Origin of the sequence: Aeromonas piscicola (assembly GCF_000820005.1) — a bacterium.
GTDB classification, from domain to species: Bacteria; Pseudomonadota; Gammaproteobacteria; order Enterobacterales; family Aeromonadaceae; genus Aeromonas; species Aeromonas piscicola.
This window is the reverse complement of sequence record NZ_CDBL01000032.1, coordinates 137,468-160,903: the sequence shown is the minus strand read 5'-3', so window position 1 is coordinate 160,903 and position 23,436 is coordinate 137,468. Positions and strand designations below refer to the sequence as shown.

Sequence of the window (23,436 nt, the reverse complement as noted above, 5' to 3'; positions counted from 1 at the left end):
AAGATCAGCATGATGAACACTATGTCCAGCATGGGGGTCAAATCGATGGCCGCCTCATCAGCACTGCTGTCGCTGTGACGTTTTCTCATGGCAAAAACTCCTTGCTTGTTCTGTGCCCCCGCCAGACTCGCGCCCGGCAGGGGAGTGCATCCTGCATCAACCGTGTTTCAGGTTGTCTTCCAGCTTCTCGACCGCCAGCTTGGCCTTGTGATCGAGCTGGTTGACAAAAAACAGGCCGGAAAGGGCGGCAATCATGCCCGCCATGGTCGGTACCGTCGCCTTGGAAATGCCCGAGGCCATCGCTCTGGGGGAGCCGGTGCCGGTGATGGCCAGGGTGTCAAACACCTGCACCATACCCACCACGGTTCCCAGCAGCCCCATCAGCGGGCAGAGCGCGATCAGCACCTTGATAACCGGCATCCCCTTGTCCACCGCCATGGCGACCCGGGAGACCAGCTCGCGCCGGATCTGCTTGGCAGACCAGGATAGGTGGTCGCTGCGGGCCAGCCAGGCGGCCTTGGTCTGCTTCACCTGCTTGGGGTAGACCGCCATGAAGTAGAACCAGCGCTCCAGCAGCAGGGCCCACATCAGCAGGGTCAGGAAGAACAGGGCTACCAGTACGTCGCCCCCCAATCCCAGAAACCGGCGGACCGACTCGACTTCTTCAATCAACCAGAACCACATGGGTGACTCCTTACGCTGCGGCTTTGGAGGCGTGCAGACGTTCCTGATAACGGGCGACGAAACCGGCGCTCTGTTCTTCCAGAATCTGGATGAGACGACGGCTCTGGGTCTGCACTATGGTGTAGAGGAACAGCATGGGCACGGCCACGACCAGACCTTGCATGGTGGTGACCAGGGCCTCCGAGATCCCGCCCGCCATCAGCTTGGGATCGCCGGTACCGAACAGGGTGATGGCCTGGAAGGTGGCTATCATCCCCACCACGGTGCCGAGCAGACCCAGCAGCGGCGCGACCGAGGCGATCAGCTTGATGATGCTGATACCCTTCTCGAACTTGGGCACATTGCGCAGAATGATCTCGTCGAGCTTGGACTCCAGATCCTCTATGTTGTCACCGCGATGGGTCTGATAGACCGCCAGCATGTCGCCTATGGGGTTGCCCTTGATGATCTGATCGGATTTCAGCTGCTTGCGCATGGAAGAGCCGATCAGCGACAGGCGCACGCCACTGAAAATCGCCAATATGGTGCCGAGCACACCGAGCACCATGATGACGTAGCCCACCTCGGCGCCCTGATCGACCCGCTCCTTGAAGGTCGGCGACTGCACCAGCAGGGAGAGGATCACGCCGCGGGACGGGTCGACGAAGATGGGCTTGACGCCGCCACCACCCTGCTCAAACTCGGCGATGGGCTCCAGGATCCCGCTATCAGGCTGACGGGGCAGCTGTTCGAACTTGCCGGTTTCCGGGACGAAGGTCAGGTACTTGCCCTCGGAGACGGTATTGAACTCACCTATCTGGGTGACCGTCTTCTCGGCCTGGTTGCCCTCGCCGTAAACCACTGTCGCCGGCAGCTGGCTCACCTTGCCACCATCGACCATGCGGCTGAGGGTGGTGGTCCAGAAGGCGCTCAGATCATCGCTGGAGGGCAGCTCCTTGCTCTCTGCCAGGCGGGTCAGCAGCGCCGCCTGTTCCGGGTGTTCGACCCGGCGGGCGGAGGCGTTGAAGATCCCCTTGAACTCACCGGCAAACTGGCGCAGCACGCCAAACATCTCGCCCATGTTGCCGGAACGCTGGCGCAGGGTATCGGTCAGCTCGGTCAGCTGCTTGTCGTTGGCATCGAAGGTGGCCTTGAGCTTCTCCCCTCTGGCGGTTTCGGCGGCAAGTTCCGCCTTGGCCTTGGCCAGCAGGGCGCCTTGCTCGTTCTTGTCTGCCAGGAAGCGGGCTTCCCGCTCCTTGTTGAGCTGGGATTCGCTGGTGCTGGCGGCCTTGACCTGGCTCAGCAGGGCGTTGAGATCCACCGGCTTCTCGGCGGCGGTCACCGGCAGGGTGATCAGGGTGGCTCCCGCGATCAGGGAGGCAATGGCAAGTTTGATTCCTTTCATGATGCTTTCTCCGCAGTTTGAACCGGCAGCTTGATGAGCGCGGGGGGCGCCTGCTTCTTGGCGATACGCAAGCCCTGTTCCACTGCACTGCGATACTCCTGGGGCAACTCTTCCCATTGACGGGTCTTCTTGTTCCACATGCCTGTCTCATTGCCATCCGGGGATTGGTAGAGCAGGGCGATGCGGCCGACCCGCAGGAACTCGTAGGTCTTCTCGGTGCCGGCCTTGTCCAGACTGGCCTTGTAGGACTCTATGGTTCGGCTGAAGCCCTCCTCGATCTGGTAGGCCTCCAGGATCTTGCGGTACTTCTCGGAGATGGTGACATCAGCCCGGTTCATCAGGTCGGTCAGGGCCGCCACGCGGTCCTCCCGCTCGGCCTTCTGGAACGGCAGATCCAGAGAGACGAACTGATCGAGGGAGTCGATCATCTTGAGCATCAGGGGCACCACTTCGGTGCTGGTCTGGTCGATCTGGGCGATCTGGCGCTGCATCGAGGCGAGCTCTGTGGTCTGGGAGTCGACCATCTTGCCCACTTGCTCGTTGTAGGTGCGCAGACTGTCGACCTGGCGCAGGGCGGCCTTGTACTGCGCCAGGGCAGACTCGGCGGACTCGGCGTAGTTGTCGATCTTCTGCTGGGAAACTTTGGAGGCATTGTCGGTGGCGGCTTGAGCGTCCACTGCCTGACCGGCAGAGGCGGCACTCAGATTGAAGCTGGTCAGCAAGGCAGCAGAAACCAGGCTGCCGAGGAGCGCTTTCTTCATTGTAATGGTCCTTGTCTTCATAGGATTACCCTATCTCCGTAACTTCCTTGGAACCTTGGGCAAAGCCGGCCCGACCGGACCGGCTTAGGTTGTATATCAACGAGGTTGATTAGAACTTCTGGGTGTAGTCGAGGTAGACGATGCGCCCGTCGATGCTGTAGAGCTCTTCTTCGTAGGTGAAGCCGTCACTGGAGAGCGAGGGGCCTACGTTGAACATGTTCTTCACACCGGCTTGCAGCTTGCCGTTCCAGGGGGTGTCCACACCGACGTTCAGGTTCCAGGTGGTCTGGGAGGCGATATGGCCCTCTTGCTGACCATCCACGTAGTCCTGGCTCTGTGAGTCGATGTAGCTGGCACTCAGGTAGGCGTCCAGGTTCCACCACTGGGGTACATTGGCACCGATACCTGAATTGAAACGCAGGTCAGGCTTGGCGTTCCAGCCCTTCTTGTCGACCATGGGACCACCGGCGAACAGACCCTCTTCATATTTCAGAATGTAGGTGCTGCCGAAGTCGTAGCGCACTGTCACGACGTCGAAGTCGTACTTGTAGTCCGCCTTGAAATCCAGACCGCTGGTCTTGAGTTGCCCCAGGTTGACCATGCCGGCATAGACCTGCTCGACATCGCCGTTGGCATCGCGAATGACGTTCGGGTTGCTGCCGGTATTAAGCTCCTGATAGAACTGGGTCTGGGTGGTTGCCAGCTGGATCACGTCATCGATCTTGATGTAGTAGTAATCCAGTGAGAGGTTGAGATCGTCGATCGGGCTATACGCCGTACCTATGCCGAAGGTGTCAGCCGTCTCTTCCTTCAGGTTCTTGTTGGACTGACGAACCGTGGTGTACTGCTCTTCCGGGCAATTGGCCACGCCGTTTGCCTGGCAGGAGACATAGTCCTTGGCAAAGTCGGCGGAGTCTGCGTCGGCCGCGTACAGATCTTCCAGGCCCGGAGCACGGAAGGATTGTGACCAGGAGGTACGGAACAGCAGGTTGTCCAGTGGCTGATAGCGCAGGCTCGCCTTGGGCGAGAAGGCACTGCCAAAATCGCTGTACTTGTCGAAACGCCCGGCCAGGTTCAGTTCAACCTGCTCGGTGATGGGGATCAGGCTCTCGATGTAGGCGGCGAAGACGTCGCGTACGCCGCCACCGGAGTTGCCGGAGGAGCCGATGACGTTGCCTGCCGCTGACTGGCTGTCATAGGTGTCGGAGTAGACCCAGTCGTTGTACTCGGCCCCCAGGTACCAGCCGATTGGACCGGCCGGCAGTTCACCCATGCTCCAGCCCAGACCGCCGTACCACTGGAAGAAGTCCATCTTGGAGGTGCGGCTGGTGTCGTAGGAGAGGCTGTTGGTGGCGGCACTGGAGAACTCGCCGTTCTTGAAGTTGCCGTTGTCGACCTCCTGCTGCACCGCAGGGTTCAGCACATAGCCGGTGCCGCGGCTTTTGTTGTCGGTCTTGGAGTACATGTAGCCAGCATTCCACTCCACATCGCCCAAGGCTTCGGTTGGCAGCGTGCCTTCGAAGCCCAGGTTCATGCTGCCGGTCATGTCGGTGACGTCGTTGTCACGGGGGCCGACGTTGCTGAAGCGGTAGTAGACGGTGGCCTTCTCGCCGATGAAGCCGTTGTCGGCCAGCAGCTGGGCGCCGCCCGGGGTGGTGCCATCGATGCTGAAAGGGCCGGCGGCCGGGGCGAAGCGGCCAAAGCTGGTGACCCGCGAGCCGATCAGCTGAGGCACGAAGTCGACGTTGTCATTGATGTGATAGCGGCCATTTACATAGACGGTATCCCGGGTTCGGGAAGCTGTCTTGGCAGCTACCTGGGCAAAGTCGAAGCGGCAGGTGGAATCTACGCTGACAAAACCGGGTCCGGTATTGGCACAGTCGATGCCATCCAGGGTGCGAGTGACCGTCTTGCCGGTGGCGGCATCGACCCCCTTGATGTTGCGGCCGTACAGGCTGGGAGCTGAGGCGCCCTGCAATGCCAGGTAATCGCGATCCTTGTAGTAGATCTCGTCTTTGACGTCGTGCTCGTAGACCATCATCAGGGCGCCTTTCTCCCCTGTGATGCCGCTGACGATGGAGCCACTCTTCTCGTCGCCGCCCTCTTCGGTGGGAGAGCCGATGCGACCCTGAAATTCCAGCCCTTCATAATCCTGTTTCAAGATGACGTTGATGACACCACCGATGGCGTCGGAACCATACAGTGCCGAGCCGCCATCCAGATTGACTTCCACCCGTTCAACGGCTGCCATGGGAATGGAGTTCAGGTTGATGGAGCTGCCTCCCATGGAAGGGGAGCCGGCAACCCGCTTGCCATTGAGTAGAACCAGGGTGCGCTCTGAGCCGAGACCACGCAAGCTAACGGTGGCCTGGGATTGGGCAGAGCTGCCGGAAGAGGGGGAGATGCTGCCGAAGGAGTTGTAAGAGGCCTGCTTCAGGTAGTCGGCTACTGTCTGCTGACCGGATTGCTCGATCTTGGCCTTGGTGATGGCAACGACCGGGGTGGCGCCTTCCACCTCGACACGGGAGATGCGGGAGCCGGTAACCTTGATTTTCTGCAGTTTTTCGACGTTTTGGCCTTCTTCGGCCATGGCGGGAGTAACTACCACTGCCGCGCTCGCCAAGGCAAACGCAACGGCAGCAGAGAGTCTGCTTTTCCTAAGCATCGCTTATATCCTTCCTGGTTGTTTTTTTGTTTGCTTCCATACCGCCCTCGTTGGAGCGATGCGTAAGGCTTATCAAGCTTTCGATGTGGACGTCAATTGAGGCGGTGCGGATGGGGTTGGGGTGGGCAATAAGATGACTATGTTTTATTAGTTCGCTATTGCCAGTTTTTAATGCTGACCTGGCATTCATTTACGATGTGAAATCGGTGTTAAATCGATGTGTTTCCATTTTATTGATTAATTTTGAACTTATCGATAACGGGTCTGTCCCTTTGGTATTTATCTCGTTAAAGATGGTTTACATAGAATTATTAGCTGTTTTTATGGTGTGTTGTGTTTCTGTTCAGACTCGGTATTTGGCGAAATTCAAACTTGTGTATATAGAGGGAGGAAATTATCTGGATTTAAATCAAGGCATTGTTTTGTAATTGAATTTTGTTTTTGTGGTTATTTTTTGTGATTTTAATTTAAAATTTAAACAATGGTTTAATTGTACTGTGGGTAGTTTTTTATCTTGAAGTTGGGTTTTTTATAAAAAATGCACAGTAAATTCTGCTATTTGCCAAAGGCTGATGTTAGCCCCTTCGTTCTACTTGATTTTTGTTGCAGAGCTTTTACAGTGACCCAGCGGATTGTCTGCCAATAACAGCCTATCCAGTGAGTAATGCCAGGAAGGACAGGCCCGTCACCGGATGTGACTGGCCATAAAAGAACAACAAGGACGAGGTTTCACCATGCTGTCGTATTTCTTACGTCGGATGCTTTTGATCATCCCGACGTTTCTCGGTATCACACTGCTCGTCTTCACCATTACCCGTTTCGTGCCGGGCGGCCCAGTCGAACGCATGCTGCTGCAGGCGCAGGTGTCACAAAACGAGACCGGACGCTCCAGTGGCAGCAAGGGGGCGCAGGCCCTCTCCGATGAGCAGATCGAGGAGTTGAAGGCATTTTACGGGCTGGACAAGCCCATGCTGGTCGCCTATTGGGAGTGGCTGCAGAAGCTGGCCGTGCTGGATCTTGGGGAGTCGACCCGCTACTACGAACCGGTATGGGATCTCATCAAGGACAAGCTCCCCGTCACCGCCTTCTTCGGGCTGGCTACCTTTCTGCTGAGCTATGCGGTCTCCATCCCGCTCGGGGTGGCCAAGGCCCTCAGGCACAACAGCCGCTTCGATTCGCTCAGCTCCATGCTCATCTACATGGCCTATGCGCTGCCCGCCTACGTGGTGGGGATCTTCCTCATCACAGTCTTCGCCTTCCATCTGGAGTGGCTGCCCATGGGCGGTTTTCCCGGGGACGATTTTGATTCCATGGAGAGCAGCTGGGATCAGATTCGTACCGTCTTCGCCCACGCCCTGTTGCCGCTTATCGCCTACGCCATCGGCGATTTTGCCATCCTCACCATGACCATGAAGAACAGCCTGATGGAGAACCTGTCGGCGGATTACGTGCGTACCGCCGTGGCCAAGGGGCTGCCGTTTCGCAAGGCGGTGACCGATCATGCCATGCGCAACAGCCTGATCCCCATTGCCAGTCACCTGGGGTCCGTGCTCACCGTCTTCTTCGGCGGCTCCTTCCTCATCGAGACCATCTTCAACATCGACGGTATAGGCCTGCTCGGCTACGAGGCGATCGTCGAGCGAGATTACCCCACCGTCATGGGCATACTGGCCATCACCTCCATGTTGATGCTGGTGGGCAATATCGTCTCCGATATCTGTGTCGCCTTTGTTGACCCTCGCGTGCGGTTTGGAGAGTGACCATGAACCAGACCCCTCTTGCCATGCCGATGCTGATATCACGCCATATCGTCTCCGATATCTGCGTTGCACCTTCTGTTGCCCCCCGCGTACGGTTTGGAGAGTGAGCATGAACCAGAGCTCTATTGCCATGCCGATGCTGATATCACGCCATATCGTCTCCGATATCTGCGTTGCACCTTCTGTTGCCCCCCGCGTGCGGTTTGGAGAGTGAGCATGAACCAGAGCCCTCTTGTCATGCCGATGCTGATATCACGCCATATCGTCTCCGATATCTGCGTTGCACCTTCTGTTGACCCCCGCGTGCGGTTTGGAGAGTGAACATGAATCCAGTCACCTTAAAAAAACTCAAGCGTTTCAAGTCGATAAAACGCGGCTACTACTCCTTTGTCATCTTTACCACCCTGGTGCTGCTCTCCCTGCTGGCGGAGCTGCTGGTCAACAGCCGGGCGCTGATGGTGAGCTATCAGGGCCAGCTTCACTTCCCCACCTATGGTGACGTGATCCCGGGCCAGCACTTCGGGCTCGATTACGAGTACGAGACCAACTACCGCCAGCTGAAGGCCAAATTCGCAGAGGAAGGCAAGGGCGACTGGGTGCTGCTGCCCCCTGTGCCCTGGAACCCCTATGAGCAGGATTTCAAGCAGGATGCCTATCCGCCTTACGCCCCCAGCGCCGAGGAGCGCCACTTCCTCGGCACCGACACCAGCGGCCGTGACGTGCTGGCGCGGCTGGTGTATGGCTTTCGCATCGCCATCGGCTTTGCCTTTATCGCGTTGGCGGCCAGCTATGCCATCGGGGTCAGCATAGGCTGCATGATGGGCTTCCTCGGCGGTCGCTTCGACCTGGTGTTGCAGCGCTTTATCGAGATCTGGTCCCAGGTGCCGTTTCTCTACGTCATCATGATCCTGGTGTCGCTGGCCAAGCCCAACTTCGGCCTGTTTGTCGGCATCAACGTGCTGTTTGGCTGGATGGGGATCACCTGGTATATGCGCACCCTCACCTACAAGGAGCGGGCGCGGGACTATGTGATGGCGGCGCGGGCGCAAGGGGCCACCACCCAGCGGATCATCTTCAACCATATCCTGCCCAACACCCTGATGATGATCGTTACCCTGGCGCCGTTCGCCGTGGTGGGCAATATCTCCACCCTGACGGCCCTCGACTATCTGGGCTTCGGGCTGGCGCCGCCAACCCCGAGCTGGGGGGAGCTGCTCTCCCAAGGGATCAACAATCTGGATGCCATCTGGATCGTGAGCTCAGTGGTCGCGGCGGTAAGTCTGGTGCTGATCATGGTCTCCTTTATCGGCGAGGCAATCCGCGAGGCGTTCGACCCGCGCAAATTTACCCGTTACCAATAAGCAAGCCGGTGCCAGCGCGCATCGGCATGCGTCGGGTAACGAACAATCATTAATGAAGGACGGGCCGCCACAACTGGCGGTCCCGGGAGCAAGGGATAATCCCGTTATCAATCAAGACCCCCAGTGCAGGGGCCAGACCTGGAAGTCAAACATGAAAAATAAAATCAAATGGATAGGTGCTCTCTTTGTGCTGGTGAACGGATCCTGGGTGTGGGCGGCCAGCCTGCCTGCGGATCTCAAATGGGAGACCAACGACACGGATCCCGTGTTCGCCTCCCCCAAGGCGCTGCCGGGCGGCAGCCTCAACATGTTTGTCGACAGCTTTCCGCTGACGTTTCGCACCGTGGGACCCGACTCCAACGGTTCGTTCCGCTCTTTCATCATGGACAACCAGTTGCGGCTCATCAGCTTCCACCCCAATACCGGCAACCCCATCCCCTCGCTGGCGACCCACTGGGCCATAGCGCCAGACAGCCAGACCGTCTACTTCAAGCTGGATCCGAGGGCCAAGTGGTCCGACGGCAAGCCGGTCAATGCCGACGACTACACCTTCGGCTACGAGATGATGCGCTCCAAAGACATCAAGGGGCCCTGGTTCAACAACTACTACACCACAGAGGTGGTGGCGGTAGAGAAGATCGATGACCACACCATTCTGGTCAAGGCGGGCAACCGCAAGGCCAAGCTGGACCTGCTCAACACCACAGAGCTGTGGCCCCAGCCCAGGCACTACTACAAGCTCACCCCCAACTGGGTGAAGCAGTACAACTGGGCTGTGGTGCCCACCACCGGCCCCTATGTGATCAGCGACGTCAAGAAGGGCAAGTCGGTCACCTTCAGCAAGCAGCAGGATTGGTGGGCAAAGGACGATCGCTACAACCAGCACAGATTCAACATTGACACCATCAAGGTGCAGGTGATCCGCGACCACAACATCGCCTTCCGTCACTTCCTGAAAGGGGAGATCGATACCTTCGAGATGATACTGCCCAACTGGTGGCATGAAAAAGCGGTCACCCCGGAGTACAAGAAGGGGTACGTGCAGAAGGTGATGGCCATGACAGACACCAAGCAGGGCGGGCAGGGGGTTCACCTCAATGTGACCAACCCCAAGCTGGCGGACGTGAACGTACGGCTCGGCATCCAGCACGCCTTCAACATCGACAAGATGATCGAGACAGTGCTGCGCGGCGACTACGACAGAGCCACCACCTTCGACTCGGGCTTTGGCGAGTTCACCGACATCCAGCTGCCGGAGCGGGCCTATGACATCGACAAGGCGCGCGAGTACTTTGCCAAGGGCGGCTACGCCAAGCCGGGGCCGGACGGCATCTTGCAAAATGACAAGGGCGAGCGGCTGACGCTGGCGCTCACCTACACCAGTCAGGAGCACTCCAAGCGACTGACGGTGCTGAAAGAAGAGGCCAAGAAGGCGGGTCTGGATCTGGAGCTGAACCTGGTGGATGGTGCCACCGGCTTCAAGGTGATGCTGGAGAAAAAACACGAAGCGGCCTGGCTCGGCTGGGGCGGCGGTGGTCTCTATCCGCAGTATTGGGAGTTTTTCCACTCCGCCAACGCCAACAAGCCGCAGACCAACAACCTGTTCAACGTGGCTGACAAGGAGCTCGACGCGCTGATCGACGCCTACAACGTCGAGTTCGACATGGCCAAGCGGGCCGGGATCTCCCGTCAGATCCAGCAGCGTATCTATGATCTCGCCATCTTCGTGCCTGGGGTGCAGCTCAACTATGTGCGGGCCAGCAGCTGGCGCCATGTGATGCTGCCCGAGGTGCCCGCCACCAAAAATACCCCGGACCTGCTCTACTGGCCCATGGATGGCTATCCCCACAGTAGCGGCGGTCTGCTCTGGCTCGATCCCAAGGTGAAGGAAGCGACCTTGAAAGCCAAGGAAGCGGACGAGGCGCTGGCGCCCATTACCCTGCTCGACAAGACCTATGCACGTCATTGATGCCATTGAGCAGGGAGCAGCAGTCATGCCCAACACACAGGCCCCCATCCTTGAGGTAAGCGATCTCGAGGTGGAGTTTTCCGTCGACGACGGCAAGATCAAGGTGCTCGACGGGGTCAGCTTCAAGGTGGCCCCGGGCCAGACCTTAGGGATCGTCGGCGAGTCCGGCTGTGGCAAGAGCGTCACCTCGCTCGCCATCATGGGGCTCTTGCCCAAGCCTCATGGTCAGGTAGTTGCCGGCTCCATCCGCTTTCAGGGGGAGGAACTGCTCACTCTGGCGCCGGATCAGATGTACAAGGTGCGCGGCAACCGCATCTCGATGATCTTTCAGGAGCCGATGACGGCCCTCAACCCAGTGCAGACGGTGGGGGAACAGCTGATGGAGGTGTTTCGCCTCCATCGCCCCGAGTATGACAAGGCCCAGCGCAAAGCCGCGGCCATCGCCATGCTGCAGAAGGTGGGGATCCCGGAACCGGCCCAGCGCTTTGCCGTTTACCCTCACAATCTCTCCGGCGGCATGCGCCAGCGAGTGATGATCGCCATGGCGCTCTCCTGCGAGCCAGACCTGCTTATCTGTGACGAGCCGACCACGGCATTGGATGTCACCATTCAGGCCCAGATCCTCGAACTGATGAAAGAGCTGCAGGCCCAGACCGGGATGGCCATCATCTTTATCACCCACGATCTCGGGGTGGTGGCGGAGCTGTGCGACGAAGTGGTGGTGATGTATGCCGGGCGGGCGGTAGAGCAGGCCGACGTGTTCGAGCTGTTTGACCACCCCCGTCACCCCTATACCCACGGCTTGATGAGCTCGATCCCGCGCCTTGAGGATGAGCCCAAGAGCCTGCTCAAGACCATCAAGGGACAGGTGCCTGCGTTGCACGAGATGCCCGCAGGCTGCCGCTTCTCCAACCGTTGCCCCCACGCGACCGATCTCTGTGTCAGCGCCATTCCGGCGGTGGAGCAACTCAATTCGCGCCACCATGTTGCATGCCACTATTGGCAGGAGTTGACCGTATGAGCATTCTGTTATCGGTCAGGGATCTGAAACAGCACTTCCGGCTGGGAGGCGGATTCCTGCGCAAGCAATATACGGTTCACGCGGTGGATGGCATCAGCTTCGACCTGAAACAGGGGGAGACGCTGGGGCTGGTGGGTGAGTCTGGCTGCGGCAAGTCCACCCTCGGGCGCAGCCTGCTCAAGCTGTTCGAGCCGACCGCGGGCACCATCACCTTCGAGGGGCGCGACATCACCGCCCTCAGCCCGAAGGAGATGCGCTCCCTGCGTCAGGAGATGCAGATGGTGTTTCAGGATCCTGCAGAATCCCTCAACAGCCGCCACACCGTGGGCCAGATTTTGGAGGAGCCCTTCATCATCCACGGTAAAGGCAACACTGAGCAGCGCCGCGGCTGGGTGCAGGAGCTGCTGGCAAAAGTGGGCCTGCCGGGCAGTGCGGTGGATCGCTACCCCCACGAATTTTCCGGCGGTCAGCGTCAGCGCATCGGTATCGCCCGCGCCATCGCCCTCAAACCCAAGCTGCTGGTATGCGACGAGGCGGTGTCGGCCCTCGATGTCTCGGTGCAGTCCCAGATTATCAACCTGTTGCTCAGCTTGCAGCGGGAGATGAACCTCTCCATCATCTTCATTGCCCACGACCTGTCGGTGGTCAAACACATCTCGGATCGGATTGCGGTCATGTATTTAGGAAGGATCGTCGAGCTTGCGGAGGCTCAGTCGCTCTATCTGGCACCGCGCCACCCCTATACCCAGGCGCTCATCTCGGCCATTCCGGTGCCGGATCCGCGCAGGCGCAGCCAGCGTATTCTGCTGACCGGCGATGTGCCGTCCCCTATCTCGCCGCCAAGCGGCTGCCACTTTCACCAGCGTTGCCCCTATGCCACGGATCTGTGCCGCCATACGGCGCCGAGCCTGCAGATCTGTGACGGGGCGGCACATCAGGTGGCCTGTCACTTCCCTCTGGCTGCGGCGGAGGCTGTGCCCCTGGGAAAGGCGATATGATGTCGGTGCCCGCATCGCGACAGAGTGGCACGGGAGACAAGCAATAAAAAAATGGGGCCTGTGGGCCCCATCTTCATGGTTGGAGTTCAGGTTTGGCCGTGGAAAGTCTGGCCAGGGCAGGACAGCGGCCCCGAGAGGGGATGGCTGTTGCAATGATTATGATGTGTGTAATTTTACTACGTTAGATCTCTTTCTCCGATGCATCAGGCACCGTAACGGAAGTAATACTCACGGGTTGACGGGGCGTAGGTGTCTTTCTCTACGGCGCCTTTCTTGCTGGTTGCACCCTTAAGGTGGAACAGTACTGCCAGGTTCTCAAACATATATTCACCTCATCGCTCTGTTATCTAGTTGTAGTGTGTGACCTGGGTCACAATTTGATCCTATGGCCTTATGTGAGCTGGATCAACTTTTTGTGTGGTAAATTTACATAAATCATGGAAAGGGTTTTCAAACCCAGTTCTGTTCATGGAGACGGTTTCAGAGCCACTCAGGGCACCATGGCGGGCCGGAAGTGAGCCCTGATGGGCAGATGAAGGGCCAGGGTATTGAAAGGAAGGCGACCCGCAGGGGCCTGGCGTGGATGGCATCTGGCGGTGGCGGGCACATGCGTGCAAAAAAATACCCCGCACTTGGCGGGGTATGACATCAGGTCGGCTGCGGGTACAGAGGAACCGGCGCCTTATTTGGCCGGGATCTGCTCCAGCACGTGCACCAGCAGTTGCCAGAAGCGCTCGACCGCTGGGATGTGCACCTTCTCGTCTGGCGAGTGGGCACCGCGTATGGTCGGGCCGAAGGAGACCATGTCCCAGTCCGGGTAGGCGCTCTTGAACAGACCACACTCCAGACCGGCATGGATCACCATGACGTTGGGCATCTCGCCGAACAGGGTCTGGTAGCTGTTGCGTACCAGCGCCATCACGGGGGAGTCCACGTCCGGCGCCCAGCCAGGATAGGCCCCGGTAAATTCGCAGCTGGCACCGGCCAGATTGAACAGAGAGCGGGTCATCTGCTCGACGCTCTCGCGACCGGAGTCGATGAGGGAGCGGATCAGGCATTGCACATACACCTCGCCGTCGAGCGTCTTGATGACGCCCAGGTTGGTGGAGGTCTCGGTGACACCCGGAATGGCATCGCTCATGCGCATCACGCCGTTCGGGCAGGCCATCAGAGAGTCCAGCAGGCGTGCCTGCAGGGTTTCGCTCATCAGCTTGGCCGGTTTCTCCTGAGCCGTGAGCAGCACTGTCAGGTTGGCTTCGGTGGCTGCCAGCTCGCTCTGGTAGATGCCGGCATAGCGGTCGACCAGGGCCTTGAATTCATTGACGTGGGCAGCGGGCACCAGCAGCTTGGCACGGGCCTCGCGCGGGATGGCGTTGCGCAGGGTGCCGCCGTGGATCTCGGCCAGACGCAGACCCAGCGGCTCGGCCGCCTTGAGCAGGCGCACCAGCAGCTTGTTGGCGTTGCCGCGACCGCGATGGATGTCGACGCCGGAGTGACCGCCACGCAGCCCCTTCACCTGCAGCTCGAACCCTTCGCCCTCGGTGGCGGCAACCAGCTCCAGCGGGAAGCGGATATTGGCATCCACACCGCCGGCGCAGCCCATGTAGACCTCGCCATCCTCTTCGGAGTCGGTGTTGAGCAGGATCTCGCCTTCCAGCCAACCCGCTTCCAGCCCGAACGCGCCCGTCATGCCGGTCTCTTCGTCCGTGGTCAGCAGCACTTCCAGCGGACCGTGCTTGAGGTTCTTGTCGGCCAGCACGGCCAGGCAACCGGCCATGCCCATGCCGTTATCGGCGCCCAGGGTGGTGCCGCGGGCGGTGACCCAGTCACCGTCTATATAGGCATCGATAGGATCCTGGGTGAAGTCATGCTGGGTGTCGGCGTTGGCCTGGGGCACCATGTCGATATGGGCCTGCAGTACCACACCCTTGCGGTTTTCCATCCCCGGCGTAGCCGGTTTCTTGATGATGATGTTGCCCACGGCGTCTTGCTTGACCGCCAGGCCTTCCCCCTGGGCCCACTCGACTATCCAGGCGCTTAAACGGGCTTCGTGCTTGGAAGGGTGGGGGATGGAGCAGATCTGTTCGAAGAAATGCCAAATCAGTTGGGGAGAGAGAGAACTAAGCTGTGCCACGTCGGGACTCCTTACCAGCACGGAAATTGACCGGGCCCAGAGGGCCGAGGAAGAGGATAACGATAATACAGTCAATCACACAAAAATGTGAGCGATCAGCGCAAATTGCGCGCGGCTTGTGCTGGTAATCGGGTTGTTCGCAGCGTACAGCCGAGGTTGAGGTGACAATGCCCAGCACAAAAGAAATTGTGTGATGCTCGTCACAAAAATATTGTGTTTATGACGCCGGCTGGTAAATTGGTAGCCGTGGTTCGCCACCCGTCAGGATGACGATGAATGCCTCCAGGGAACCGAAGCAAAGCAAGTGCGCCTCCATGGAACCGAGTGTCTGTTCAAGGATCTGAGCCCGCATAAAGGTACGTAACTTGTTAAGCAATCAGGAGTTTTACTATGTCAGGCAGCAATTCAACCTATTGGTTTGCCCAATCGCTCTACACCCAGGGCTATAGCTACCCGAATCCCTTCGCTTACCGCTAAGCCAAGGGCGCCCCGCCGGGGACAAGCAGCAAGATGTGAAGCAGCAGGTGAGTGAGGATGTCATCCTCCCCCTGCTATTTTTTTATCTGCAACGGATGTGGTGAAGGGTGGCTGTATGCCCGATGCCGGGCGGGATGGCAGGGAGCAGGGCCGCTTTTTCCTGCATTTCGCATACGTTTGCCAGTCATTTTATCCGCAAACGATGCTATCATGCCGGCCCAACAGCCTGTCTGCGGTCTTTCCTCCAAATGACATGGCCGCCAGCTATGCCCATCCTGCTTTCATTGCATCTGTTTTTGCTGCCGAGGTACCAGCCCTGAGGTCGCCAACGTGCAAGCCAAATTCGGGAAGCAGGGGCGCCAGCATTGACTCAGCCGCGCGTGAAAACGCGAGGTGATTATTTTTTAAGTATTTGTTTTATATAACTCTTCGAGATCGATAACATGCCAAAAAAGTTTTATGTGTCGTGGGATAACCTGCAACGTGAAGCGCGCCGTCTGGCCCGTCGTCAACTGCCCGTCAGCCAGTGGAAAGGGATCATAGCGGTCAGCCGTGGTGGTCTGGTACCGGCCGCGCTGATGGCCCGCGAACTTGGCATCCGTAATGTCGAAACCCTGTGCATCTCCAGCTACGACCACAACAGCCAGCGCGAGCTGGTGGTCGTCAAAGCGGCGACCACGGCCGGTGATGGCGAAGGTTGGCTGGTGGTGGAAGATCTGGTGGACACAGGTACTACCGCCAAGGCTATCCGCGAGCTCTACCCAAAGGCTAAGTTCATCGCCATCTTCGCCAAGCCCATGGGGGAGCAGCTGCTGGATGACTTCGAAGTTGCCATCCCGCAGGACACCTGGATCGAACAGCCCTGGGACATGGCGCTGGAGTTTGCCCAGCCTATCTGCGACGAAGAGTAAGCAGTGAATCAGCTTCACAGGGCTCCTATAATGGAGCCCTGTTTTTTTGTGGTGCAACTGGCTGCCGGGCGGGAAAAGTGGTTAAGATGGAGCCATTACCTGACCGTATGAGTAATTGCTTTGGACTTGAACGACGACCTTAACCTGACCGAGAAGCTGTTTACCCGGGTCAAGAAGGTGCTGGAGACCTCCGAGATCTCCAACAGCAGCCCGGTGGAAGAGCAAGATGCCAATCTGGACGAGACCTTTATCGATGGCTCCATGTCGTCGCGCTGGTATCGTCTGCTGCGCCGGCCAACCTGGGCCTGGCAGGGGGCGGATCCGGTCGAGGTGGAACAGACGCTGGCCTGTATCGCCATGGGAAAAGGGGAGCGCACTCACGAGCGTTACCTGGATACCATCAAGGGCTATGTGTCCGGCAACTGGGTCTATGAGTGGAGCCAGCTGGCCGGCCGTTACTTCAATCAGGGCCGCGCGCTGGTGGAGCAGGGTGACTCGGCAGCAGCCCTGAAAGATCTGCTCAGGGCGGTGCGTTACTACTCTATCGCCAGTTATCCCCATCTGAAGAATGACGAGCTGGCGGATCAGGCCCAGTTGCTTGGCAACATGGCCTACCGCGAGGCGGGCCGCCTGTTCAAGGTGCCCCTCAAAGAGATACAGGTGCCATTTCGTGGCAAGAGCATTCAGGGTTACCTGCATCTGCCGACCACGGACAAACCCGTGCCCCTGGTCATCGTCAGCGGCGGCATCGACTCGCTGCAGGTCGATTTCCTCAACCTCTATCTCAAATGCCTGGAACCCAACGGCATCGGCATGTTGTCGCTGGATATGCCGGGTATCGGCTATGCCGAGCACTGGCCGCTGGTGCAAGACACCAGTCGGCTGCATCAGGCCGTGCTGAACCACCTGTCAGAGGTGGCCTGGGTCGATCACCAGCGCATCGCCATGGTGGGCTTTCGTTTGGCGGGCAATGTGGCGGCGCGGCTGGCCTTCATCGAGCCGTTCAAGCTCAGGACAGTGGTCTGCATAGGGGCGGGCGTCAATCAGGTGTTCACCAATCAGGAGATGTTCGCCCGCTGCCCGCGCATGATGCGCGACGGACTGGCGAATCGCCTGGGGGCCGATGCGGCTCAGTGGGAGTCGTTGCGTACCAAGTGCCAAGTATTTTCCCTCAAGACGCAAGGATTGCTGGGGACTCGCACTTCCGTGCCGATATTAAGTATCGGACACAAGAAAGATTTTATTTGTCCCGAGCAGGATGTACGGGCATTGGCGTCCGCCAGCCGCAATGGCAAGGCGGTGGTGTTCGACAAGCAACCCTTGCTGGAGGTGTATGACGATGCGTTGAAAGAGATGGTCGAATGGCTTAAGAAGCACCTATGTACATGATATAGCGCTAAAAAATAACGTCATCCCAGGATGATGTGGCTTGTTCAACAGGGAGGTTAACATGTCAGAAAGAGTGACCTACAAGCGACTGCTGAGGCAGTTTGCCGCGATTGGCCCCTATTTACGTGAAGATCTGTGTGAAGAGGGGCGCTATCGTTTTGACTGTCTCTCCGTCTGCGTCAGCGCCAAACCGGCGCCGGACAAGCGGGAGTTCTGGGGCTGGTGGCTGGTGCTGGAGCAGCAGGATCACAGCTTCAGCTATCACTATCAGGTCGGTTTCTACAATGCGGAAGGGGCCTGGATCAACAAGCCAATCCCGAAGAAGCATCAGGTGGAAGTCGATCGCACCCTCAACCGTTTCTACAAGCTCATCAGTGACAAGCTTACTTTGCTTGAGTGTCAGCTGTCCCCTGCCGAGCAGGTGACCAACGAGCTGACCGTCACCGCCGCCTGATGTGCTGATGCCCTGCGAGCCGTCCATTCACTCGCAGGGCCATCTTGTCTCACTACCTGCCGTTGTCCACCTCTCTCTTCAAGCCCGCCACCTCTAGCCACAAGGCAAGCTTCCTTCGTCCACGCAGCGCTTGCGGGCTTAATTGCCTTGCAGGGCAACAGGGGCGTGGGTATAAAGGGATTCCTTACTTTTCAGCCTTCTTGCTCCCATGGAAAACAGAACCATAGTCGTCAAACTGGGCACCAGCGTGCTCACCGGGGGATCTTCCCAGCTTAACCGTGCCCACATGGTGGAGCTGGTCAGACAGTGTGCGGCCCTGCACAATCACGGCCACAGAGTCGTGGTGGTCACCTCGGGTGCCATCGCCGCCGGGCGTGAACATCTGGGTCACCCCCCGCTGGCGCCGACCCTGCCCAACAAGCAGATGCTGGCGGCCGTTGGCCAGACCCAGCTCATTCGGGTATGGCAGGATCTGTTCAACCTCTATGGGCTGCACATTGGCCAGATGTTGCTGACCCGCGCTGATCTGGAAGATCGCGAGCGTTACCTCAATGCCCGGGATACCCTGCGCACCCTGCTCGATCACCGCATCATTCCCGTCATCAACGAGAACGACGCCGTGGCGACCGCCGAGATCAAGGTGGGTGACAACGACAACCTCTCCGCCCGCGCCGCCATCCTGGCCGATGCCGACCTCTTGATCCTGCTGACCGATCAGACCGGCTTGTTCACCGCAGATCCGCGCAGCAACCCGGATGCCCAGCTGATCGAAGAGGTGCAGACCATAGACGACACACTGCGCAAGCTGGCGGGTGGCAGCGTCGGTGGTCTTGGCACTGGTGGCATGGCGACCAAGCTGCAGGCGGCCGACGTGGCGCGCCGGGCCGGGGTCAAGGTGGTGATCGCCACCGGCCAGATGCCGGAGGTGATAGGCCGTCTCGCCAAGGGCGAGCGCATCGGCACCCTGTTCCCGGCGCTGGCATCGCCGCTGGAAGGGCGCAAGAGCTGGATCCTGGCCGGCCCGCCCCCGCACGGTGAAGTCCTGGTGGATCAGGGCGCCGTGGCCGCCATGCAGGAGAAAGGCTCCAGCCTGCTGCCCAAGGGCATAGTCTCAGTGAAGGGGGATTTCGTGCGCGGCGACGTGGTGCGCATTCTCGATCCCAAGGGGGTCGAGCTGGCCCGCGGCATCTGCCGTTACGACCATCTGGAGCTGGAGAAGCTGCGGGGCGTTCACTCGGATCAGATAGAACAGATATTGGGCTATGGCTATGGCGCCGTGGCTATTCACAGAGATGATATGGTGCTGCTGTAAGGCCGCCGATTCGATAGAGCCTGTGGTTATGGCTACGGGAGCATGAGCCATTCACCGAGATGACATGGTGTTGCTGTAAGGCAGCACCCAGAAAGGGACAAAATCATGAGTCTGGAGAAAATGGGGCAGGCGGCCCGCGAAGCCGCCTATCAGCTGGCGACCATCAGCACGGCGCAGAAAAACCGGGCGCTGGCCGCCATCGCGGACGAGCTGGAGGCGCGCAGTAGCCAGATCCTGGCCGCCAACGACAAGGACATAGCGGCCGGCCGCGAGGCCGGACTGTCCGACGCCATGCTGGATCGCTTGTTGCTCAACCCGGCCAGGCTGGCGGGGATAGTGGCGGACGTGCGCAAAGTGATCACCCTGGATGATCCGGTCGGTGCCGAAATCGACAGCCGGGTGCTGGAGAACGGTCTGCGCCTCTCTCGTCGTCGGGTGCCCATCGGCGTCATAGGCGTCATCTACGAGGCCCGTCCCAATGTCACCATCGACATCGCCAGCCTCTGCCTCAAGACAGGCAACGCCAGCATCTTGCGTGGCGGCCGTGAGACCTTCCACTCCAACCTAGAGCTGGTGCGGGTGATCCAGTGTGCGCTGGCCGCCTCAGGTCTGCCACGCGATGCGGTACAGTACATAGACAATCCGGATCGGGCGCTGGTGGGCGAGCTGCTGCGTCTCGATCGCTATGTGGACATGATCATCCCCCGTGGCGGTGCCGGGCTGTACAAGATGTGCAAGGAGAACAGCTCCATCCCCGTCATCATTGGCGGCTTTGGCATCAGCCATGTCTTCGTGGACGAGAGCGCCGATCTGGCGCGCTCGCTGGCGATCATCGACAACGCCAAGGTGCAGCGCCCCTCCGCCTGCAACGCCCTCGATACCCTGCTGGTGCATGAAAGGGTGGCCGCCGCCTTGCTGCCGCAGCTGGTCAGCCTGATGAACGAGCGCAAGGTGGCCCTGGTGGCCGCCCCCAACGCCATGACGCTGCTGGCTGGCGCCGATATGCTGCGCGAGGCCGGCCCGGAAGATTTTGATACCGAATGGCTGGGGCTGACTCTGGGAGTCCGGCTGGTGGCGGACGTGAACGAGGCGCTGGCCCACATGCGCGAGCATAACGCCGGCCACTCGGATGCCATCCTCACCAACGATCTGAGCAATGCCGAGCGGTTCGTCAATGGCGCCGGTTCGGCCGCCGTCTACGTCAACGCCTCCACCCGCTTCACCGACGGTGGCCAGTTCGGGCTGGGTGCCGAGGTGGCGGTCTCGACCCAGATGCTGCATGCCCGCGGCCCCATGGGGCTGACTGAGCTGACCAGCTACAAGTGGGTGGGATTGGCGGATTATCTGATCCGTGCCTGAGGAGATTGCCAAATCCTGCTGGAATCATGCCGACTCAGGTCGGCATTTTTATGCTCTTTTCTTGCGCCCCATCAGGGGCTTGCATATAACTATCCAGCGGGGTGTGGCGATATTTTGCACACCGCACTACCAACAAAAACGGGAGCAGATTCAAGGATGAAGCAAACAGATTGGATTGCACGGCTAGGATGGCTCTGGTTGAGCTTGCCGCTGCTGCTGGGGGCGCTCTGTTTCAGTACCAGCAGCCATGCCAGTTGGGATCAGGATCTCTATCGCCAGCTGGGGTTGGCAGGCAAGCTCGACAAGCAGGTATTTCGCAAGGCCATCAACAGTTATCAGAGTGTGCGCCACAAGCGCAAACCCATACTCACCATTATCGACTACAGCAAACCCTCGACCCAGCGCCGGTTGTTCGTGATCGACGTGAAGCGCCACAAGCTGCTTTACCACACCTGGGTCAGCCACGGTCGCAACTCGGGCGAGCTGGCCGCCCGCCAGTTTTCCAACCAGCTCAACTCCATGCAGAGCTCCCTCGGCGTCTATCGCACCGCCGAAACCTATCAGGGCAAGCATGGCTATTCGCTGCGCCTCGATGGCTTGAGCCCGGGCCAGAACAGCAATGCCCGCAAGCGTGCCATAGTGGTGCACGGCGCCGACTATGCCAGCCCGCGGCACCTGCGCAAATATGACAAGCTGGGCCGCAGTTGGGGTTGCCCCGCGCTGCCCAAGGAGCAGTCCCGGGCCATCATAGACATCATCAAGGGGGGAAGCGTCATCTATGCCCACGGTTGAGGCGCGCTCACCCATGAATAAGGCCAGCACGAGTGCTGGCCTTATTGTTATCTGTTATGCGGTGACGAGCCGACGTTAGCGCACAACCAGCACGGGACAGGGTGCGTGACGCACCACGGATTCGGCAACGCTGCCCACCAGCAGGTGGCTGAGACCGGAACGGCCGTGGCTGCCCATGACCACCAGATCGACCTTCTCCTCTTTCGCCTGAATGACGATCTCGTCGGCGGCGCGGCCGAAGCGCACCTCGAAGGTGGCGGGAATGGGCAGGCTGGCGACCAGCTCTTTCAGCTGGGTCTTGGCCTGGCGTTCCATCTCGTGGGTGATCTCGATGGCGGTCATGTGCAGGATCTTGTAGCTGTCGAAACCGTGCAGTTGATCCACCACATGGACCAGCTTGAGTTCGGCCTGATGGCTTTGGGCCATGAACACCGCATAGTCGAGCACAGACTGGGACATCTGGGAAAAATCGACGGGGCAGAGCAGGGTTTTGATGGATGACATATGAAGGCTCCCCTATGGTTGGGCTACTAATGAATCTTATTGTCAATAATACCCATTCAGAGGGTTATAACCCTCGACTCGCTCTCAAAACTGGGAAAAAGAGGTGATTCAGCGCCATATCTTCTTATGATGTGGTATGGCTTGGGTGCATTCATCGCGCTGGCTGATCCGTCGGATGAAAACATCGCCACCGAGGAAATTGTGAAACATGGTTCGTCTGCTGCTGTCGTTGCTGCTTCTTCTGTTCTCCCTGCCCGGTCGGGCCGATCCCCTGCATGTCTATTGCGATGACTGGCCTGGCTTCTGCCAGCCGGATGGGCGGGGCGTCTATCTGGATATCGTCAGGGCCATCTATCAGCCCCATGGTTATGAGGTGATCCCGCACCTAGTACCCTACAAACGGGCGCTGGCGGTGGTGGCGCAGAAAGGCGGGGACATGGCGATGGGGGTCTATCGGGATGAGGTCAGCGGAGTGCGCCAGCCGGATTATCCCGCCTCGGCCGACGATCTGACCGTGCTGATGCTCAAGAAATGGCAGCCCCAATGGCTCGGCGAAACCAGTCTGAAAGGAGAGGGGGTGCTGTGGTTGCGAGGCTGGGCTTTTGACAAGTACATCCCGGTCAACATGTACTGGCACGAGATCGACAGCCACGACATGGCGCTGCAATTGCTGGCCAAGGAGCGCTACCGCTATTACCTGACGGCCGGTGTACTCTACTCGGCCGACTCCATCCCCTCCACGATGAATCGCATCTTCCTGCGCTGGATCCCGACCTACCCCATCTTTGCAGATACCGAGCGGGGAGCGCGCCTGCAACAGCTCTGGGATCAGGGCATGGTGCGGCAGATCCACAGCGGCACCCTGGCCGAGATCTATCGCCGCTATAAACTCCATGATTACTATCGCGGTTTTATCAAGGAGCTGGAACAAAGAGTCGAGGCAAGCGGTAACTGATGCAACTACAGAGGGAAAAGAAGTGAAGTAACCCATTCTTTGGTCGATAGAAATATAAATCCATCGAAAATCCAGAGAGATAACATGCAAGTGTCCCTACCATCAGCCGCCATTGGCCGCAGCGATACAGCGTCTGCTGGCAGCAGTACATCTGGCGACCCCCAGAGCAAAATTGCTCAATTAGAAGCAAAATCGGCAAAGATTAGGGAACAGATAAAAGCGCTCACAGACAAAAAAGACGAGAGCGCGGCCACGGATCCCCAATCAGCGAAAGCACAGCAAGAGCAGATCAAAATCCTGCAACAACAACTGGAGCTGATCATGGCGGAAATTGCTCGCCTGCAGGCGGAAGCCGCCAAGAAAGACGAGTCGGCCAACAAACGTCAAGAAGCGCCCGCAGCCGCCAATCCTGACAACTTGCCAATGAACAGCACATTTTCCATTACGGTTTGACTGTCCGTTACCGCGCCACGGTTCGGAGCTGATGGTATCCCTTGGCCCGCAGGCGCTTGGCCAAGCGGTCATACAGGATCACGTTGACCGAGG

General features: G+C 59.0%; 19 protein-coding genes. 13 read left to right on the top strand and 6 right to left on the bottom strand.

What is annotated here, in order from left to right:
* Positions 1-156: 156 nt before the first annotated feature.
* The 4 genes from BN1128_RS05205 to BN1128_RS05190 all read right to left on the bottom strand — a co-directional run bounded on the left by BN1128_RS05205 (position 157) and on the right by BN1128_RS05190 (position 5,494).
* Entirely contained in the window at positions 157-684 is a 528-nt protein-coding gene (locus BN1128_RS05205; protein ID WP_042866784.1) for a MotA/TolQ/ExbB proton channel family protein, read from the bottom strand.
* A 10-nt stretch (positions 685-694) separates the two neighbouring features.
* Entirely contained in the window at positions 695-2,068 is a 1,374-nt protein-coding gene (locus BN1128_RS05200) for a MotA/TolQ/ExbB proton channel family protein (RefSeq protein ID WP_042866782.1), read from the bottom strand.
* The gene (locus BN1128_RS05195; protein ID WP_042866780.1) at positions 2,065-2,829 is read right to left on the bottom strand and encodes a DUF3450 domain-containing protein; all 765 of its coding nucleotides are present in this window, start codon (positions 2,827-2,829) and stop codon (positions 2,065-2,067) included. The genes BN1128_RS05200 and BN1128_RS05195 overlap by 4 nt, the downstream gene beginning before the upstream one ends.
* 109 nt (positions 2,830-2,938) lie before the next feature.
* A complete protein-coding gene (locus BN1128_RS05190; RefSeq protein WP_042866778.1) occupies positions 2,939-5,494 on the bottom strand; it encodes a TonB-dependent receptor in 2,556 nt (851 codons plus the stop codon).
* A gap of 734 nt (positions 5,495-6,228) precedes the next feature.
* Here BN1128_RS05190 and BN1128_RS05185 point away from each other — a divergent pair.
* From BN1128_RS05185 to BN1128_RS05165, 5 genes are all read left to right on the top strand, one after another.
* Entirely contained in the window at positions 6,229-7,254 is a 1,026-nt protein-coding gene (locus BN1128_RS05185; RefSeq protein WP_042866776.1) for an ABC transporter permease subunit, read from the top strand.
* Positions 7,255-7,571: 317 nt separating this feature from the next.
* On the top strand, positions 7,572-8,615 hold the full coding sequence (locus BN1128_RS05180; RefSeq protein WP_082030359.1) for an ABC transporter permease: 1,044 nt from the start codon (positions 7,572-7,574) through the stop codon (positions 8,613-8,615).
* A 151-nt stretch (positions 8,616-8,766) separates the two neighbouring features.
* Complete coding sequence (locus BN1128_RS05175; RefSeq protein ID WP_042866772.1) at positions 8,767-10,584, top strand: extracellular solute-binding protein; 1,818 nt, start codon at positions 8,767-8,769, stop codon at positions 10,582-10,584.
* A gap of 25 nt (positions 10,585-10,609) precedes the next feature.
* Positions 10,610-11,605, top strand: coding sequence for an ABC transporter ATP-binding protein (locus BN1128_RS05170; protein WP_156140121.1), 996 nt, complete (start codon positions 10,610-10,612; stop codon positions 11,603-11,605).
* Positions 11,602-12,603, top strand: a complete 1,002-nt coding sequence (locus BN1128_RS05165; protein ID WP_042866768.1) for an ABC transporter ATP-binding protein — start codon at positions 11,602-11,604, stop codon at positions 12,601-12,603. The genes BN1128_RS05170 and BN1128_RS05165 overlap by 4 nt, the downstream gene beginning before the upstream one ends.
* 682 nt (positions 12,604-13,285) lie before the next feature.
* Here BN1128_RS05165 and BN1128_RS05160 read toward each other — a convergent pair.
* Entirely contained in the window at positions 13,286-14,737 is a 1,452-nt protein-coding gene (locus BN1128_RS05160) for an aminoacyl-histidine dipeptidase (RefSeq protein ID WP_042866766.1), read from the bottom strand.
* Between the two features lie 920 nt (positions 14,738-15,657).
* Between BN1128_RS05160 and gpt the strand changes: the two genes are divergently transcribed.
* From gpt to BN1128_RS05130, 6 genes are all read left to right on the top strand, one after another.
* Positions 15,658-16,125: a xanthine phosphoribosyltransferase gene (gene gpt, locus BN1128_RS05155; RefSeq protein ID WP_042866764.1), complete on the top strand. Its 468-nt coding sequence runs from the start codon at positions 15,658-15,660 to the stop codon at positions 16,123-16,125.
* Between the two features lie 120 nt (positions 16,126-16,245).
* Complete coding sequence (gene frsA / locus BN1128_RS05150; protein WP_042866762.1) at positions 16,246-17,514, top strand: esterase FrsA; 1,269 nt, start codon at positions 16,246-16,248, stop codon at positions 17,512-17,514.
* Positions 17,515-17,575: 61 nt separating this feature from the next.
* Entirely contained in the window at positions 17,576-17,968 is a 393-nt protein-coding gene (crl, locus tag BN1128_RS05145; RefSeq protein WP_042866760.1) for a sigma factor-binding protein Crl, read from the top strand.
* A gap of 208 nt (positions 17,969-18,176) precedes the next feature.
* Positions 18,177-19,280 carry a glutamate 5-kinase gene (gene proB / locus BN1128_RS05140; RefSeq protein WP_042866758.1) on the top strand — a complete coding sequence of 368 codons (1,104 nt, stop codon included), beginning with the start codon at positions 18,177-18,179 and terminating at the stop codon, positions 19,278-19,280.
* A 105-nt stretch (positions 19,281-19,385) separates the two neighbouring features.
* Positions 19,386-20,639 carry a glutamate-5-semialdehyde dehydrogenase gene (locus BN1128_RS05135; RefSeq protein WP_042866756.1) on the top strand — a complete coding sequence of 418 codons (1,254 nt, stop codon included), beginning with the start codon at positions 19,386-19,388 and terminating at the stop codon, positions 20,637-20,639.
* Positions 20,640-20,795: 156 nt separating this feature from the next.
* Positions 20,796-21,431 carry a murein L,D-transpeptidase catalytic domain family protein gene (locus BN1128_RS05130; RefSeq protein ID WP_042866755.1) on the top strand — a complete coding sequence of 212 codons (636 nt, stop codon included), beginning with the start codon at positions 20,796-20,798 and terminating at the stop codon, positions 21,429-21,431.
* Positions 21,432-21,506: 75 nt separating this feature from the next.
* Here BN1128_RS05130 and BN1128_RS05125 read toward each other — a convergent pair whose 3' ends face one another.
* Positions 21,507-21,935 carry a universal stress protein gene (locus BN1128_RS05125; RefSeq protein ID WP_042035749.1) on the bottom strand — a complete coding sequence of 143 codons (429 nt, stop codon included), beginning with the start codon at positions 21,933-21,935 and terminating at the stop codon, positions 21,507-21,509.
* A 208-nt stretch (positions 21,936-22,143) separates the two neighbouring features.
* Between BN1128_RS05125 and BN1128_RS05120 the strand changes: the two genes are divergently transcribed.
* Both BN1128_RS05120 and BN1128_RS05115 read left to right on the top strand, forming a co-directional pair.
* Positions 22,144-22,890: a hypothetical protein gene (locus BN1128_RS05120; RefSeq protein ID WP_042866750.1), complete on the top strand. Its 747-nt coding sequence runs from the start codon at positions 22,144-22,146 to the stop codon at positions 22,888-22,890.
* Between the two features lie 84 nt (positions 22,891-22,974).
* Positions 22,975-23,343: a FlxA-like family protein gene (locus BN1128_RS05115; RefSeq protein ID WP_042866747.1), complete on the top strand. Its 369-nt coding sequence runs from the start codon at positions 22,975-22,977 to the stop codon at positions 23,341-23,343.
* Positions 23,344-23,436: the final 93 nt, after the last annotated feature.

What these genes read in the sequence shown, in the direction of transcription:
- BN1128_RS05125 (WP_042035749.1), bottom strand. Translation starts at nt 21,935, where the DNA reads ATGTCATCCATCAAAACCCTGCTCTGCCCCGTCGATTTTTCCCAGATG.
- BN1128_RS05165 (WP_042866768.1), top strand. Translation starts at nt 11,602, where the DNA reads ATGAGCATTCTGTTATCGGTCAGGGATCTGAAACAGCACTTCCGGCTG.
- BN1128_RS05170 (WP_156140121.1), top strand. Translation starts at nt 10,610, where the DNA reads ATGCCCAACACACAGGCCCCCATCCTTGAGGTAAGCGATCTCGAGGTG.
- BN1128_RS05205 (WP_042866784.1), bottom strand. Translation starts at nt 684, where the DNA reads ATGTGGTTCTGGTTGATTGAAGAAGTCGAGTCGGTCCGCCGGTTTCTG.
- BN1128_RS05175 (WP_042866772.1), top strand. Translation starts at nt 8,767, where the DNA reads ATGAAAAATAAAATCAAATGGATAGGTGCTCTCTTTGTGCTGGTGAAC.
- BN1128_RS05190 (WP_042866778.1), bottom strand. Translation starts at nt 5,494, where the DNA reads ATGCTTAGGAAAAGCAGACTCTCTGCTGCCGTTGCGTTTGCCTTGGCG.
- BN1128_RS05135 (WP_042866756.1), top strand. Translation starts at nt 19,386, where the DNA reads ATGAGTCTGGAGAAAATGGGGCAGGCGGCCCGCGAAGCCGCCTATCAG.
- BN1128_RS05115 (WP_042866747.1), top strand. Translation starts at nt 22,975, where the DNA reads ATGCAAGTGTCCCTACCATCAGCCGCCATTGGCCGCAGCGATACAGCG.
- BN1128_RS05120 (WP_042866750.1), top strand. Translation starts at nt 22,144, where the DNA reads ATGGTTCGTCTGCTGCTGTCGTTGCTGCTTCTTCTGTTCTCCCTGCCC.
- crl (WP_042866760.1), top strand. Translation starts at nt 17,576, where the DNA reads ATGTCAGAAAGAGTGACCTACAAGCGACTGCTGAGGCAGTTTGCCGCG.
- BN1128_RS05195 (WP_042866780.1), bottom strand. Translation starts at nt 2,829, where the DNA reads ATGAAGAAAGCGCTCCTCGGCAGCCTGGTTTCTGCTGCCTTGCTGACC.
- BN1128_RS05200 (WP_042866782.1), bottom strand. Translation starts at nt 2,068, where the DNA reads ATGAAAGGAATCAAACTTGCCATTGCCTCCCTGATCGCGGGAGCCACC.
- gpt (WP_042866764.1), top strand. Translation starts at nt 15,658, where the DNA reads ATGCCAAAAAAGTTTTATGTGTCGTGGGATAACCTGCAACGTGAAGCG.
- BN1128_RS05185 (WP_042866776.1), top strand. Translation starts at nt 6,229, where the DNA reads ATGCTGTCGTATTTCTTACGTCGGATGCTTTTGATCATCCCGACGTTT.
- BN1128_RS05130 (WP_042866755.1), top strand. Translation starts at nt 20,796, where the DNA reads ATGAAGCAAACAGATTGGATTGCACGGCTAGGATGGCTCTGGTTGAGC.
- proB (WP_042866758.1), top strand. Translation starts at nt 18,177, where the DNA reads ATGGAAAACAGAACCATAGTCGTCAAACTGGGCACCAGCGTGCTCACC.